The sequence below is a fragment of the Acinetobacter sp. AOR14_HL genome (assembly GCF_027855175.1).
GTDB classification, from domain to species: Bacteria; Pseudomonadota; Gammaproteobacteria; order Pseudomonadales; family Moraxellaceae; genus Acinetobacter; species Acinetobacter calcoaceticus.
Window position 1 is genome coordinate 245647 of the sequence record NZ_JAKTII010000012.1, and the last position, 15340, is coordinate 260986.

Annotated in this window: 16 protein-coding genes; 8 read left to right on the top strand and 8 right to left on the bottom strand. The window is 38.0% G+C overall.

Features of this window, described 5'->3' with window-relative positions:
* Positions 1-22: 22 nt before the first annotated feature.
* Both cysG and MKL38_RS13830 read left to right on the top strand, forming a co-directional pair.
* Positions 23-1396: a siroheme synthase CysG gene (gene cysG, locus MKL38_RS13825; protein ID WP_270903540.1), complete on the top strand. Its 1374-nt coding sequence runs from the start codon at positions 23-25 to the stop codon at positions 1394-1396.
* 43 nt (positions 1397-1439) lie between these two features.
* Complete coding sequence (locus MKL38_RS13830; protein ID WP_270903541.1) at positions 1440-1913, top strand: tRNA (cytidine(34)-2'-O)-methyltransferase; 474 nt, start codon at positions 1440-1442, stop codon at positions 1911-1913.
* A gap of 60 nt (positions 1914-1973) precedes the next feature.
* Here MKL38_RS13830 and MKL38_RS13835 read toward each other — a convergent pair whose 3' ends face one another.
* Positions 1974-3545 carry a PT dipeptide repeat lipoprotein gene (locus MKL38_RS13835; RefSeq protein WP_270903542.1) on the bottom strand — a complete coding sequence of 524 codons (1572 nt, stop codon included), beginning with the start codon at positions 3543-3545 and terminating at the stop codon, positions 1974-1976.
* A 100-nt stretch (positions 3546-3645) separates the two neighbouring features.
* Between MKL38_RS13835 and MKL38_RS13840 the strand changes: the two genes are divergently transcribed.
* The 3 genes from MKL38_RS13840 (at position 3646) to MKL38_RS13850 (ending at position 6380) form a co-directional block, all read left to right on the top strand.
* On the top strand, positions 3646-4836 hold the full coding sequence (locus MKL38_RS13840) for a cupin-like domain-containing protein (protein ID WP_270903543.1): 1191 nt from the start codon (positions 3646-3648) through the stop codon (positions 4834-4836).
* Positions 4837-4921: 85 nt separating this feature from the next.
* Positions 4922-5719 carry a DUF6502 family protein gene (locus MKL38_RS13845; protein ID WP_270903544.1) on the top strand — a complete coding sequence of 266 codons (798 nt, stop codon included), beginning with the start codon at positions 4922-4924 and terminating at the stop codon, positions 5717-5719.
* Positions 5720-5747: 28 nt separating this feature from the next.
* Complete coding sequence (locus MKL38_RS13850) at positions 5748-6380, top strand: hypothetical protein (RefSeq protein WP_270903552.1); 633 nt, start codon at positions 5748-5750, stop codon at positions 6378-6380.
* A 71-nt stretch (positions 6381-6451) separates the two neighbouring features.
* Here the strand turns inward: MKL38_RS13850 and MKL38_RS13855 are convergent, their stop codons facing one another.
* Positions 6452-6832 (bottom strand): winged helix-turn-helix transcriptional regulator, encoded by a 381-nt coding sequence (locus tag MKL38_RS13855; protein WP_005036475.1) that lies wholly within the window; start codon positions 6830-6832, stop codon positions 6452-6454.
* Positions 6833-6948: 116 nt separating this feature from the next.
* Between MKL38_RS13855 and MKL38_RS13860 the strand changes: the two genes are divergently transcribed.
* Positions 6949-7509, top strand: a complete 561-nt coding sequence (locus tag MKL38_RS13860; protein ID WP_005036479.1) for a flavodoxin family protein — start codon at positions 6949-6951, stop codon at positions 7507-7509.
* 37 nt (positions 7510-7546) lie between these two features.
* Here MKL38_RS13860 and MKL38_RS13865 read toward each other — a convergent pair whose 3' ends face one another.
* The 6 genes from MKL38_RS13865 to rpoD all read right to left on the bottom strand — a co-directional run bounded on the left by MKL38_RS13865 (position 7547) and on the right by rpoD (position 14124).
* Complete coding sequence (locus MKL38_RS13865; RefSeq protein WP_270903545.1) at positions 7547-8932, bottom strand: APC family permease; 1386 nt, start codon at positions 8930-8932, stop codon at positions 7547-7549.
* 265 nt (positions 8933-9197) lie between these two features.
* Positions 9198-10382, bottom strand: coding sequence for an iron-containing alcohol dehydrogenase (locus MKL38_RS13870; RefSeq protein WP_270903546.1), 1185 nt, complete (start codon positions 10380-10382; stop codon positions 9198-9200).
* Position 10383: 1 nt separating this feature from the next.
* On the bottom strand, positions 10384-10917 hold the full coding sequence (locus MKL38_RS13875) for a hypothetical protein (protein WP_003655436.1): 534 nt from the start codon (positions 10915-10917) through the stop codon (positions 10384-10386).
* Between the two features lie 81 nt (positions 10918-10998).
* Positions 10999-11652, bottom strand: a complete 654-nt coding sequence (gene lipB / locus MKL38_RS13880) for a lipoyl(octanoyl) transferase LipB (protein WP_270903547.1) — start codon at positions 11650-11652, stop codon at positions 10999-11001.
* 203 nt (positions 11653-11855) lie between these two features.
* On the bottom strand, positions 11856-12143 hold the full coding sequence (locus MKL38_RS13885; protein WP_045435226.1) for a YbeD family protein: 288 nt from the start codon (positions 12141-12143) through the stop codon (positions 11856-11858).
* A gap of 97 nt (positions 12144-12240) precedes the next feature.
* Positions 12241-14124 carry an RNA polymerase sigma factor RpoD gene (rpoD, locus tag MKL38_RS13890; RefSeq protein ID WP_151743339.1) on the bottom strand — a complete coding sequence of 628 codons (1884 nt, stop codon included), beginning with the start codon at positions 14122-14124 and terminating at the stop codon, positions 12241-12243.
* 358 nt (positions 14125-14482) lie between these two features.
* Between rpoD and MKL38_RS13895 the strand changes: the two genes are divergently transcribed.
* Together MKL38_RS13895 and MKL38_RS13900 are read left to right on the top strand one after the other, a co-directional pair.
* A complete protein-coding gene (locus MKL38_RS13895) occupies positions 14483-14689 on the top strand; it encodes a PA3496 family putative envelope integrity protein (protein ID WP_002116495.1) in 207 nt (68 codons plus the stop codon).
* 74 nt (positions 14690-14763) lie between these two features.
* Positions 14764-15288, top strand: a complete 525-nt coding sequence (locus tag MKL38_RS13900) for a YecA/YgfB family protein (protein WP_003655445.1) — start codon at positions 14764-14766, stop codon at positions 15286-15288.
* Positions 15289-15340 lie beyond the last annotated feature (52 nt).

The following is a 15340-nucleotide window of genomic DNA, read 5'->3' on the forward strand; positions in this document are numbered from 1 at the left end:
ATGATTAATGTAGAGGTTTAAGGTGGATATTTTTCCAATCTCTTTAAAGTTGCAAGAGCAACGTTGTCTGATTGTGGGTGGTGGGCATATTGCGTTGCGCAAAGCAAACTTATTAGCCAAAGCAGGAGCAGTAATTGATATTATTGCTCCTGCAATTGAAGAGCAGCTTTTACAGTTAGTCAAAACGACAGGTGGGCAGTATTTTGCTGAGCCCTTTGTCGAAAAAATATTAAATACGCCTTATCGCTTAGTGATTGCTGCGACTAATGATGCACAAGTGAATAAAGCCGTTTTTGAACAATGTGAAGCGCGTAACTTGCTGGTTAATAGTGTAGATGATATTCCACACTGCCGTTTTATGGTTCCAGCCATTATTGACCGTTCTCCATTGATCATTTCTGTTGCCTCAAATGGCGCATCGCCAGTCTTATCTAGACAACTTCGTACTCAAATAGAAACAATAGTTCCACATGGTATGGGGAAACTCGCTGAGTTTTCAGGTCAATGGCGTAAGCAGGTAAAAGAAAAGATTACTAACCCCGATGAGCGTCGAATCTTTTGGGAAAACTTATATGCCAGTCCATTAAAAGAACAAGTTTTTAATGACAATCTGGATGTGGCAAATGATTTAATTCAGCAAGCCTTAACAGAATGGACCGCGCCTAAAGGTGAGGTTTACTTGGTAGGTGCTGGGCCGGGTGACCCTGAGCTACTGACATTAAAAGCATTACGTCTTATGCAACAAGCAGATGTTGTGATTTATGATCGTTTGGTGTCTGAACCCATCTTAGAGCTTTGCCGCCGTGATGCGACTAAGATTTATGTCGGTAAAGCCCGTTCAAATCACTCGGTTCCACAAGATGGTATTAATGCTCTACTGGTTGAATATGCTCAACAGGGAAAACGTGTTTGTCGTTTGAAGGGTGGTGATCCGTTTATCTTTGGCCGTGGTGGCGAAGAGATTCAAGAGCTGGTTGAAGCAAATGTCACTTTCCAAGTAGTACCAGGTATTACGGCAGCCTCAGGCTGTTCCGCTTATGCGGGTATTCCACTAACACATCGTGACTATGCACAAAGTGTCCGTTTCTTAACTGGGCATTTAAAGGAAGGTTCACCTGAACTTCCTTGGAATGAACTGGTTTATGAAAATCAAACTTTAGTTTTATATATGGGATTGGTTGGATTAGAGCGCATTTGTGAGCAACTTATTGCTCATGGTCAACGTGCTGATATGCCAGTGGCTTTAATCTCTAAAGGAACCACACCAGAACAGAAAGTTATCGTTGGAACATTAGCCGATATTGCGACTAAAGTGTCTGAACATCATATCGTAGCGCCGACTTTAACCATTATTGGTGAAGTAGTGAGTTTACGTGAACAGTTAAAATGGCAATAAGTTCATCTGAATTTATTGTTTGTTATTAAAGTCGAGAAAATTTGTGATTCATGTTGTCCTATACGAGCCTGAAATTCCTGCCAATACAGGCAATATCATTCGTTTATGTGCTAATACGGGCGCACAGTTGCATTTAGTCAAACCCTTGGGTTTCGAGCTAGATGATAAAAAGCTCAAGCGTGCAGGATTGGATTATCATGAATGGGCACGTATGCAGATTTGGGACGATATTGAACTATGTCTTGCAGACTTAAAAGCTAAAGGTGTTGAGCATGTTTTTCCGCTCACTACTAAAGGTTCTGCAACCCCGCATACAGTTGATTTAAACCGACCTGTAGCTTTATTGATGGGACCAGAAACACGTGGTTTGCCTGAACATGTTCGCTTAATGTTTCCGCAAGAACAATGGATTCGGTTGCCGATGGCTGAAAACTCAAGAAGTTTAAATTTGTCTAATGCCACAGCCGTCATTGTTTATGAAGCATGGCGTCAGCAAGGTTTCAAAAACTTAGGATAACTGACTAAGTTTTAAATAAAAATAAGGCCACAATAATGGCCTTATTTGTTGTTAGATTTCTTATTTAGGGAAAACCACACCACTTGCTAAATCATAGTTGGTCGGTGAGTTGGTATAAACTGAGCCAAGTCGGACAGCAAAGAACCATCCTAATTTGCCTTGATCTTGAATACGGTTTTCAACGATATAAGGCTCATCTAACTCATATGCTGCATCTTCTGCAAAGACTTTATATTCAATAGGTCCTGTATTTTCACTGTCACGTTCAAATAGATAACCATCAACATTAAAGAAACCAATATTATTACTGGCATCAACAAGTCGATAACCTTCTGCAGCTTGTTCTTTAAGAAGTTTTTCAAGCTTTATTGCATCATCTTTGTTAAATGGAATATGTTGTGGAACTTCAAAATAACGATAAGCATAAGTACCGTTATGCGTACTACTATTTACACATGTTGGTACGTAGAATGTGCCATTTGTTGTACCGTTATTGGTAAATGTCGAGTTTGCGTAGAGTAATTTGCACCCTTGCGCACCAAGTTCATTGAAAGCATTTAAGATGCTAGTCCGAGAAGTATTTGTTAAGAATCTGTTGGAATAGGCGTAGGTTGCTGGTTTTTTATCATTTTTTACAAATAAATATTTGTTTGTGTTTGATGCCACTTCTCCAAATGAAAGTTTATATATATAGCCTAAGCTACCTTGTTTGTTTAATTCATTGACCCATAGTAAATAACGATTTGCCACTGATGTCGTTTTAACATCAACCGTTTTATAGGTATATGTGTCAGTGGATTTATTATTTTTAACATACAGATTTTTATACAGTGTAAAACTTCCATCGGGATCGTCTAATTCCACTGATGGAGTAAGAAGAGCATAGCCTTGACGCCCTTGGTCATTGAGTTGGCTTAATACGTCTGCCCAAGATTCTTTATTATCTCCGAATCTATAAGTGGCTGTTGCAAGTACTTGGGTTGGTTTTTGCATACTTGCTGGAGGAGTAGTTTTGGTGAAACATGTATTTGTCAGATCAAAGTTTGCTTGCTGTAGATAATTATGTATTGCACTTGGCTCATCTGTAGGTACTAAACAGAATTGATTTGCATTTTTAAAGCCCAGAATGGCTGGTTGTTTCTGAGTTAATTTTCCTGCAACTACAAGCTGCCAATCTACCTTGTTATAACTTGAAGTTTGTACAGTTTGTGGCGCTCCAATATTTGAAACCAGACTAAAATCTGTAGCTTGGCGGTAACTTGCCACAATGTTGCCAGTACAGTTTGCTTCATTCTCATAGCGTACGGTTTCACTGGCAAATCGCACACTGTTATCAGAAACTTTAATAACATTCATTTTTAGAGCAGAGCCATTAATACAAGCTCCTTTACCTGCTAGCCAACTTCCAACGAAGCGATCTGCTACCGTTGTTGGTGTTGGTGTTGGTGTTGGTGTTGGTGTTGGTGTTGGTGTTGGTGTTGGTGTTGGTGTTGGTGTTGGTGTTGGTGTTGGTGTTGGTGTTGGTGTCGGTGTTGGTGTTGGTGTTGGTGTCGAATCATTATCGTCAGACCCACACCCACTTAATGCTAGAAAAATCAAAGCAATGCTGCTTCCTTTTACTATGTTATTCATCACGTAAGCCCTTTTTTTATAAAAATGTGAAAATTTAACATTTTTAAAATAGATCAATTATAATGCAGTTGTAAAGATCAAATTTGAAAAAAGGTTCAACATGGCAGCTTACAATCAAATTGAAATATTCCAACAAAGCCAGAAATGGTTTGATCAGTTGCCATTTGAATGGAAAAAATGGCTTGAAGAAAATTTAGAAAAAGGATGTTCGATCGAGCAATTAGTCGATGTTTTAAAAGAAAATGGATTTGGATTAACTTTTCAAACGAGTGAGCCGAATTTCCTAAGCTTATCTGACCAAGATCAGGAATGGATAATTGAACAAATTTTGAATGAGGTGCCATCTGCGGAAATAGTGAAAAGATTGGTAGAGCGGGGGCTTCATCGGCAACAAGTAGAAGAATATTTAGGTAATTTAGAAAATAATCAGTTATATAAAATTCTTAAGAAAAAGCACCACCAATTTAAGAAACGTGAGTGGTTAATAGAAACTTTAGACCAACTGGCCCAGCTAGATTCGAATTACTGTAAAGATATACCTTCAATCCCTGCACCAATCTTCTCAGATTTTATTAAAGATTATTACAGTCAACACCGTCCTGTGATTTTGAAAAAAGGGGTAGAGCACTGGCCTGCTTTACATAAGTGGACACCTGAATATTTTGCAACTCAATTTGGTCAGCATTTAGTTGAAGTTCAAATGAATAGAAATAAAGATGAGCAATTTGAAAGGCACTCTCCTTTGTTAAAGCAGACCATGAAAATGTCGGAGTTTGTATCAAAAGTTATGTCTGTCGAAGCGAGCAACGATTTCTATATGACTGCAAATAATGCGACCAATAGCCATCAAATGCTTCAGGAATTATTTTTAGATATAGGCGATTTTGCAGATGGCTACAGCAACTTGGCTTTAAAAGATGAGCGTAGTTTTTTATGGTTCGGGCCGAAGGGAACCTTTACGCCCTTGCATCACGATTTAACGAATAATATGTTAGTTCAAATTTATGGGCGCAAAAAAGTAACTTTGATTCCGGCTTTGCAAGTACCTCATCTATATAACGATCATTGGGTGTTTAGTGAGCTGAGTAATCCAAATGAAATTGATTTTAAAAAATATCCTTTAGCAAAATCGATTACCCCAGTGGAATGTATTTTGAATGCAGGGGAAGCTTTGTTTATCCCTATTGGTTGGTGGCATAGTGTAGAAAGTCTGGATGTTTCAATGAGTATTTCTTTTACCAATTTTAATGCGCCAAATCATTTTGTTCATCGGTTTCCAAAGGAGGCCTAAGAATGAAAATTGCATCTTAAACCGTTCAGTGTGACAATTGCTCAGCTCATACTGTTTTTCAAAGATGAAGGAAAATTGTTAACTTATGTCGACACTCCAAACGAATAATGCAGAACTTAACCAAAAGCAGGTATTGCAGTTAATGGAATATCTGACGCAATGGTTAATTCGTTCGGGAGTTGGATATAACGACTTTGTTACTGCTTTAAAACCCGTTTTCTATCAGCAGTCTTTAGCTGAGCTAGAACGTATAGATCAAAAAACTACTGATTCGGCAGTTAGTCTACTTTCTGGTTTACATCGTAAAGATGTTAGTGCTTTTAAAAAAGCGACACAGGCTGGGCAGCCTTTAACTGAAGCAAAAGTAGCAGAGCCAGTGAGTGTTCCTGCTCGGGTGATTGGTTTATGGCTTGCAGAGGGCTTAGCAGAAAAAATTCCTTTTATTAGCCAAGATCAGATTAGCTTTGAAAGTTTGGTAAAGAAAGTTTCAACCGAAAAACATCCAAGATCTATTTTGAATGAACTTGAGCGTTTAAATATAGTGAAAGAAGAAGATGGTATTGTATCGTTACAGCAGCGAAGTTTTATGCCTGATGTAGAGCAATTCGAGGTCCGAAAATTATTAACGAATAACTTAGAGGCACATTTAGCTGCCGGGGTTCATAATTTATTTCAGCCAGAAAAAGAACCCTATTTAGAACAAGCAATTTTTGCTGATGAACTAACAGATGAATCGATCACTTTACTCAAAGAAGCAAGTTTACGCTTATGGGAAGATCTATCACTACAAGTACTCAAGTTAGCCATTGAACGTTGTGCACTCGATGAAGGAAAAGAGGGTGCAACCAAAACTTTCCGTTTCGGAGCTTATCAATATGACTAAAACAACTTATAAAAAATTAATAATATCCATGAGCTTCATTATGATAGGCAGCCTTTTGACTGCTTGCGGAGAGGATTTATTCGCAGGTGGTGCCAGTTTGGGTGGGTCAGGATATCCAACTAAACCCGGTAAACCAGGTGATTATGAAACTCCCGCCGATGGAGATAAAGGTGACTCAAAAGATAATGAAATTTGGTTACCTGCACCAAGTGAAGATGACTGTAATGGCTTGCATCGTAAATTAGAATTTCTTAATAATGTAACAAGAGAACCAATTGAAAAAGAAACAGTTTTTAAATACGCACAGCAATTAACTTTGAACGGTACTCTTGCTTTACAGATTACTCAAACGAATATGGGCTTAGAAAAAATACAAGAACGACAACCTGCTTGTCATGTACCTTTAGAACTCTATTTACTTGGAAATACCAAACGTTCTTATCCGGAAAATGATTGTAAAGAGACTCAAATATATGAGTATCAACCTACTGAAACAAAAACGTTTATTGTTAATTATCCCGCATTTGAAGTCATGAATGGTACTTGGAAATATGGTCTGGAAAGTACCTATTTGAAAAATAATCAGGAGTTAAAACAATGCGAACCTTTAACGATTCAATTTAAAATAAGTGCGCCACCTGATCCGATTAAAATCAATTAAGTTGAGTCAACTTTAAGATAAGAACAAAGCTTAATCGATAAAGTTCAATAAAATTTTAAAGAAAGCATGAGTTAAGCTTGCTCTAGCACTTTTTCATCATAAGTTATTTGGGCTGCTAAAACCTGTTCAATATTGGTTTCGGCCCATTCCTTTAATTGGAACGCCATTGAAGCTACATTTTGCCCTAAAGAAGTAAGTGAGTAATCAACGCGAATTGGGGATGTATTCTGGATTTTACGCTCGATGAAACCGTCTCTTTCCAGCATTTTTAACTTCTGTGATAAGACTTTAGGTGAAATGCCTTGAATATTCTTTTTGAGCAAATTGAAGTGCTGAGTTTCTTCTTCAAGAACATTTAAAATCAATAAAACCCATTTATCTGCAATTTTTTCAAAAAATAGACGAGCAGGGCAATGTTGTTGAAAAATATTATATTTTAGACATTCATTCATACCATTTACCTATAATTTTTTGAAAAATTACACTAGTTACCAACTAGTAACTAATTGACACCTAGTTTCTAAAATATATCATAAAGTGGAATTTAATAAAACAAAGGTTTGCTCCCATGTCTAACTCTAATATCGCGGTTGTATATTTCTCTGGTTATGGCCACACAAAAGTTGTTGCTGAAACGTTTGCAAACGAGATTAATGCTCAGCTCATCCAGATTGATCAGGAGGGGAATATTACTGATCAAGATTGGCAGACATTAAATGATGCGAAGGGGATTGTTTTTGGTGCTCCGACTTATATGGGTACAGCACCATGGCAGTTTAAAAAGTTTGCTGATGCAACTTCAAAAGTATGGTTTACACGTGGCTGGCAAGATAAAGTATTTGCAGGTTTTACAAACAGCGCGAGCTTAAATGGGGATAAGCAAGTAACTCTTATCCAATTACAAACTTTAGCAGCACAGCATGGGGGGATTTGGGTGAGTCTTGGTTTATTACCTGCAAATACAAAAAACGCAACACGTGAAGATGTAAACAACTTAGGTGGTTCAGTTGGGCTTTTAGTTCAATCGCCTTCAGATGCAAGTGTGGAAGAAATTCCGACAGGTGATCTGGAAACAGCAAAAGTTTATGCTCAACGTGTACAAAGCATTGTGAATAAAATTTACGGTTAATTTGACCATAAAAAAGGCGCTTAAAGCGCCTTTTTTATTACTCATGCTCGTTATGTTGCGGAGCGTTATATTTGAAGCCTTTGGTTTTATAGGCAAGATAACCTACACCAATCACGGCCCAAGCTAAGCCAATTTGTAAGGCAAGCTTATCAATCTCTAACCACATCATAAACACACTGGCAAAACCAAGCGTTGGTATAACAATATAATTGATGATGTCTTTAAGCGTTTTATTTTTGCCATCTCTTAATGCGTAGCGTGAAATTACAGAGAAGTTAACAAAACTAAAAGCAGTTAAGGCACCAAAACTAATCAAGTTAACAATATGCTCAAGATCTAAAAAGCCAGCAGATAACGCAACTACACCAACAATAAGAATGTTGTAAGTTGGGGTGTGCAATTTTGGACTGATATGACCAAATAATTTCTTGTTGATGACCCCATCGCGTCCCATCACATACATTAAACGTGATACACCCGCATGGGCAGAAATACCTGATGCCATCACAGCGACTACAGCAAAATATAAAACCAAAGTTTTAAACATCAGACTACCAATCGCAGCGACCATCACAGGTTGTGATTCATCTAAAGGATTAAAGTAAGTGTTTGGGTTACTTGGGAAATATAATTGGATGAAGTAAGTACTTACAATGAAAATAATACCTGCAAGTAATGCTGTAGAAAAAATAGCTTTTGGTAGCGTTTTTTCTGCATCTTTTGTTTCTTCAGCAAGAGAAGATAAAGCATCAAAACCGGTAAAAGAGAAGCACAGTACAGTTGCACCAGCAATTAAAGCACTTACAGACGTCATATCGTTCCAAAAAGGAGTTAATGACCACAATGCCGCTTTATCTGGATTTAAAGTTCCATCTGCATATACACCTTGGGTAAGTAAGATATATACTTGATAAACAAAATAAAAAATTACGCCAAGCTGAATAACAACAATCGTACTGTTAAAACGTGCGACGAACCGTGCACCAAATAAATTAATAACAGTCATGAGCGTTGTTAAACCAATCACCCATAACCAGTTATTTACTTCTGGAAAAAGAGCTCTTAGGTAAATATCTGCCAAGATAATATTAACAAGCGGTGACAGTAGATAGTCTAACCAAGAAGACCAACCCACCATAAAGCCAACATTAGGATGAATTGATTTTTGAGCATATGTATAGGCCGACCCTGAAGAAGGGTAGCGCTTAATCATATGTCCATAACTGATCGATGTTAATAAGATTGCGACTAATGCAAAAATGTAGGAAGTTGGTACATGACCACCACTTCGTTCTGACACTAAACCAAAAGTATCAAATAACGTTAATGGCTGAATGTAAGCTAAACCAATAATAACAATATGCCAAAGTACAAGATTCTTTTGAAGCTTGCCTGTTGGTTTAGTCCCAGATAAATTTGTCAACGGCGTTATCCTCATAATCGTTGATCAAGGATCAGCTTGGTGTTAAGGATCGTTTGAGACGAACGATCCCCCCTACAGAAAAAGATAAAGTGCGCCAATCTATCCTAAATTGATGCAAATTGTCAGTACTTTCATCGATTTTTTAGCAAATTTTTTGCCATATTTCCAAATAAAAAGATGAATAAAAATTCACAGTTATAAAAAAGACCTGATTTTATATAAAAATCAGGTCTTTAGTGTTAAGTCTCGAGCTTAGCTTATCGAATTACCATGCCTTTTGTAAGATCTCTCGGATATCTTTTAAGCTTGCTTCTTTCGGGTTGTAAATAATTGAGCCATCATTTAGTGCTTTTTCTGCAACTTCATCAAGCTGTGCTTCTGTTACTTTACCTGTTTCACGTAGAGTGCGTGGTAACTTTGTTAAAGTAAATAGGCGATCACGCATTGCTAAGATAGTCGTAATTGCTCTATCTGCGCGCTGGCTTGCTGGAGTTTGTGCATAAATATCTGCACCAGCGAGTGGCAATAATAACTCACCAATTTTCTGACCATTTATTTGTTTATTATATTCAAGCACATATGGTAAGAATAAATTCATGCATAAACCGTGGGGCAGGTGGGCAACAGCACCTAAAGCATGCCCTAGAGAGTGAACTAGGCCGACCATTGAGTTAGAAAATGCAATACCTGCCATTGTTGAAGCTTGAGCTAGCTCTAAACGACCTTGAGCATCATTTGGGTTTTCTAAGACATTAAATAGATTTTCACTAATCTTTTTAATTCCTGCACTTGCATAAGCATCACTCAATGGATTCGCAGCCATACATGTATATGCTTCAACACAATGCGTTAACGCATCCATACCTGTCATTGCAGTTAAATGAGGAGGCAATGTAAGCGTCATGCGTGGATCTAAAATTGCAGCATGTGGCATTAAATAATAAGAAGCGAATGCTAACTTAACATTCTTTTGAGTATCTGAAACCACAGCGACCATCGTTACTTCTGAGCCAGTACCCGAAGTTGTTGGAATCACAAAAAATGGTTTTAATGGTTTCGGTAGGTTATGAGCACCTGCATATTGCAATAAGTCATTTCCACCTTCAGATACCAAAATGTTGGTTGCTTTAGATGTGTCTATAACTGAACCGCCACCTACAGCAATAATCGCATCACATTTGTTTGTACGATAAGCTTCTGCTGCAAGACGAACGACTTCTAAACTCGAATCGGGTGGTACATCATCAAAAACATGACCAATGACAGCATCAGTTGTGCTAAATGCAGCTTCAATCGGATTTAATAACCCATTTGCGCGAACACCCTTATCTGTAATGATAAGAGGACGTTTTGCACCTAAAGTCGCAAGCTCAAACGGAATATGTTCTAACGCAGCATTACCAGCAATGACTTTTACAGGACAAAAAAATTCGTAATATGGTTTGGCCATGTTATGCGCTCCGCTTGAAATAGGACTTGGCTACTTTTAAGTAAATATTTGCAGCCTCGTTGAATTTTTCTTTTAGGGTAAGTTCGGTTGGGTATTCTTTGACTGCTAGGGAAGCAACCAATTTAGGTAAAATAAGAGATTCCATTTTATTTAGGCAGCGTACCAAGCGGATCGCAGCAGATACATCACCATCGGCAATCATTCGATCATTGGCAAATGCCTGAGCAGTACTTTCTTGAAAAGAAAACACTAAAAAGGCATGAGTGACATGTTTGAATGTAATCGTTAAATCTGGTTTTTTTTCAGCTCTTTCAAGTAGCTCTAACTGTTTGTCTTCTGTCACTCGAGCAAAAAATGCTGGTCCATTTGGGAAAACATTCATTGAAAGTACAAAGTGAACAGGAAATTTAGATACTTCCTCTTGTATTTCATTGTCCACTTGACTTGCCATGACTAAGCCACGACCAATAACATCCATCATGAGCTTAACGTAGGCAAGTTGCAGAGTCGGCTTTACCGCTTTTGTCGAAATCACTCGCGTATCCCTTGTTAAAATTATGCGAAAGCAAATTTAGAGTAATTACTCTAATCCATTTTTATTTCATCGCAAAGCGATTTATTCATATTTGACTTTAGGGTCATTAAAGTACCCAGTGCTATTAATATACTCAATAAAGTCCTGACAAAGTTGACCAAATGATGGATAAGGAGTCACTAAATCTTGTATCCGTACCATTTCTAAGCCTGCATAACCGCAAGGATTGATTGTTTGGAACCCAGTTAAGGCACAGTCCAGATTGAGTGCTAACCCATGGTAACTACGGCCACGACGAATTTTAAAACCTAAGGAACCAATCTTGCGGCCATCTACATATACTCCGGGTGCGTCAGGCTTGGCATAAGCTTCAATTCCATATTTTTTCAAAACATCTATCATGAATTGTTCAGCAAAACTGACCAATGTGCGTACGTTCCATTTTAGACGATTAAGATCAAACATGAAGTAAGCGACGAGTTGACCTGGACCATGCCAAGTCACTTGCCCGCCACGGTCAGTTTGTACTATAGGAATGTCTGATGAAATTAGGATATGTTCTGGTTTACCAGCTTGACCTTGAGTTAACACATTATGATGTTGAAGTAACCACAGCTCATCAGGCGTATCTTGATCACGCTCGTTTGTTAAGAGTTTCATGGTTTCAAATTTGCTTTGATAATCTTGTAAATCGTTCCATTGCCGAATGATCAAGTTGGGTTTATCAAGGCTCATCACAAAATATTCCTATAAGTTAGTTCATGCGGCGCCAGTTAATATCTGCAAGATAGAAGCCGAAAACCTTGTAATTTTAAAGGATTTTATAAGAGGAATTCTAAATCTTTGTATGGTTTTTTCACGATAGATTGGTTTTAAAATTTCCAAAAAAATACCACAGTAAGAATGTCTGACTGTGGTATTGATTGAAGAACTTAAAATTAAAGCGCAGTTCTAATCTGCGGACAAGCAGCCAAGTCAGCATAAAGTGCATGAACTTGTTCCAATTCTTCAAAGCGCAATTGTGCTGTTAAAGAATGATACTTGCCGGTGCGAGATTCTTGAACTTTTAGTGTTGTATGGTCGAAGTCTGGAAAATGTTTTACCAAAATATCGAGTACAGCAACACGTAATTCTTCACCCGCATCGCCAATAAGTTTAATTGGATAATCCATCGGAAATACCCAAAGATGTTCTTGTAGTTCGCGAGATGGAGTGCGGTCTAACATAAGTTACCTCATGATTTGAAACGCCTGCATCATCGCAGGCGTTTATAGCTCTTTCTATTAAATGGGGCTTGGTTTTGAAATTTCAAGCTTTCAAAACTTAGTCATTTTCAAGGAAAGAACGCAAGTGTTCAGAACGAGAAGGGTGGCGCAATTTACGCAACGCTTTCGCTTCAATCTGACGAATACGTTCACGTGTTACGTCAAACTGCTTACCCACTTCTTCTAGTGTATGATCGGTTGGCATATCAATACCAAAACGCATCTTCAAGACTTTTGCTTCACGTTCAGTTAAGTTTTCAAGTACTTCGCGTGTTGCTTCTTTTAAGCCTTCTGAAGTCGCAGCATCAATTGGAGAAGTGATGTTTTGGTCTTCAATGAAATCACCAAGATGCGAATCTTCATCATCACCAATAGGTGTTTCCATTGAAATTGGTTCTTTGGCAATTTTAAGTACCTTACGAACCTTAACTTCGTCCATTTCTAAACGTTCACCTAATTCTTCAGGTGTCGGTTCACGGCCCATTTCTTGTAACAATTGACGAGATACGCGGTTGATCTTGTTAATCGTTTCAATCATATGCACAGGAATACGGATTGTACGAGCCTGATCGGCAATCGAACGGGTAATCGCCTGACGAATCCACCAAGTTGCATAAGTCGAGAATTTATAACCACGACGATATTCAAACTTGTCTACAGCTTTCATCAAACCAATGTTCCCTTCTTGAATCAAGTCAAGGAACTGTAAACCACGGTTGGTATATTTTTTCGCAATCGAAATTACCAAACGAAGGTTGGCTTCTACCATTTCTTTCTTAGCACGGCGTGCTTTCGCTTCGCCAATCGCCATACGCTTAGAAATATCTTTAATTTCAGCAACGCTTAAATTAAGTTCTTTCTCAATATCTGCAATCTTTTGCTGGAATGCTAAAACATCCGGACGAACCTTTTCTAAATGCGCCTTGATCTCAGCAGGAGCTTTAGCAATCTGTTCATCTAACCAAGCTGGATTAGATTCTTGCTTAGGGAAAGATGTACGGAATTGAGTGCGATCCATACGGCCACGACGAACTGCATAACGCATAACTTCACGTTCGTTAGCGCGAATTTGCTCATGTGTACCACGAATCATTTCAGAGATGATGTCAAATAAACGTGGTGTAAATTTAAACATCATGAACACAGTAGCTAAAGCTTCTAAAGCATCATCTGCTTCTGGGCTGTTACGGCCATGTTTCTCAATAATAGCTTTTGTTTTAGTCCATGCAGCTTCAAGTTCATTAAAACGAACTTTTGCAACTTCAGGGTCTGGTCCAGACTCACCTTCAGAATCATCGTCGCTTTCTGACTCTTCATCTTCTTCATCATCGTCAAGCTTAACTTCTTTTGCTGGTGTAGCTGGCGCTGCTTCTTCCTCAAGTTCTGTTTCTTCTTCTAGAACTTCAGGAATATCTTCGTCAGTTTCTGGATCAAGATAGCCAGATAAAATATCGGCAAGGCGACGTTCGCCAGTCAAGAAATCATTATATTCTTTTAATACAACTTCAACAGCATTTGGCCAGTACGCAATTGAATTAAGGACATCACGAATCCCTTCTTCAATACGTTTTGCAATGCTGATTTCACCTTCACGGGTTAACAGTTCAACTGTACCCATTTCACGCATGTACATACGTACAGGGTCTGTCGTACGCCCAGGCTCATTTTCAACCGATGCAAGTACGGCAGCAGCTTCTTCTTCAGCAACTTCATCGGCTGTGTCAGTTGACTCACCGAACATGGTATCGTCAGATTCAGGTGCACGCTCGTGTACAGGAATACCAACGTCTTGAAGCATTTGAATAATGTCTTCAATCTGTTCGCTTTCAGTAATCGAGTCCGGCAGATGATCGTTAACCTCAGCGTAAGTTAAGTAACCTTGTTCTTTGCCTCGGCTAATCAGAGCCGCTACTTGAGAAGTAGGGGAATGCATATCGCTCATCTTTGCTTACTCTTCGTTGAATCTGTGGCAGTGAAAAACCGTGCATGATAGCACAATTTGCTTGAAATATTTTGGATTTGATCGGTAACCGTTAAATAAAAAATATCTTTGAATTCACGTCTGTTTTTTTGATATTGGGCTAAAATCATTTTTTTCAAGCTTAAATCATGGAAAAGATCATAGAATTTTTTCTTGATTAAAAAAATAGTTCAGTTTTATAAATACACAATTTTTTGGGTGAAAAAAAGTACAAATATGCAGTTTAATGAAAAAAATATAAATAAAACTTGACATGGTTCTGTAAGAGAGATAAATAGCGCCTAGACCCATTCACATTTTTTCATTAGAGGTAGTTTTAGTGTCTTCTACAGATTTTGAACTAGATGATAACTACGGTGATGATGATGATGTCGGTTTTGATGAGTCATCAGGCAAAATCACTGCGAAAGAATCATTAGAAAAACGTAGATTAATCGATGATCTATTAGCTCAACGCCGTTTAGAGCGTGAGTTGAAAGATTTTGATTATGATTTAGACGATGATGATCTTGATGATGAAGACTAATCAAATCTGAATAGGGCATCGTCAGCTTAAATGCTATGCTATCGTAGATTTCTTTTTTATAGTCAGGTAACACAATGAGTGCGTTAGATTTAGACCAATTAAGTGAATATCTAGATGGAGACCACAATGAGTATGGTTTAGATTTCGCTGCAACTCATGGCTTTCTGTGTGCAATTGCAGTAGGCCCTCAGTTTGACCGTTGGTTAGATGAGCTGTTTGATAATAACCATAAGAAGGTTCCTGCTGAAATTATTCAGCAAATCAAGGCATGGTTGGAGTCAATTCGACAAGATTTAGCAAATGAAAATGGAATTGCATTTCCATTTGAAGTTGAAGAAGCTGATGTTGAGTCTAGCTTAGGTGACTGGAGTGTGGGATTTGTTGATGCAATGTTCTTAAATGAAGATGCATGGTTTGCACCTGAATATGAAGAACAATTAATTGATTTAACTTTACCAATGATGGTATTTAGTGGAATTGATGAAGAAGATCCACAGATGGAATCTTTCCGTCGTAATGGACAGTTAATGGATGAACTGGCAGAAGAAATCCCAGATAATTTGAATGAATTATACTTAATGTATCATACGCCAAATTAAACTTTAAAAATTAAGTAAATAACGTCCTTTCTAGGGCGTTTTTTATTGTGAG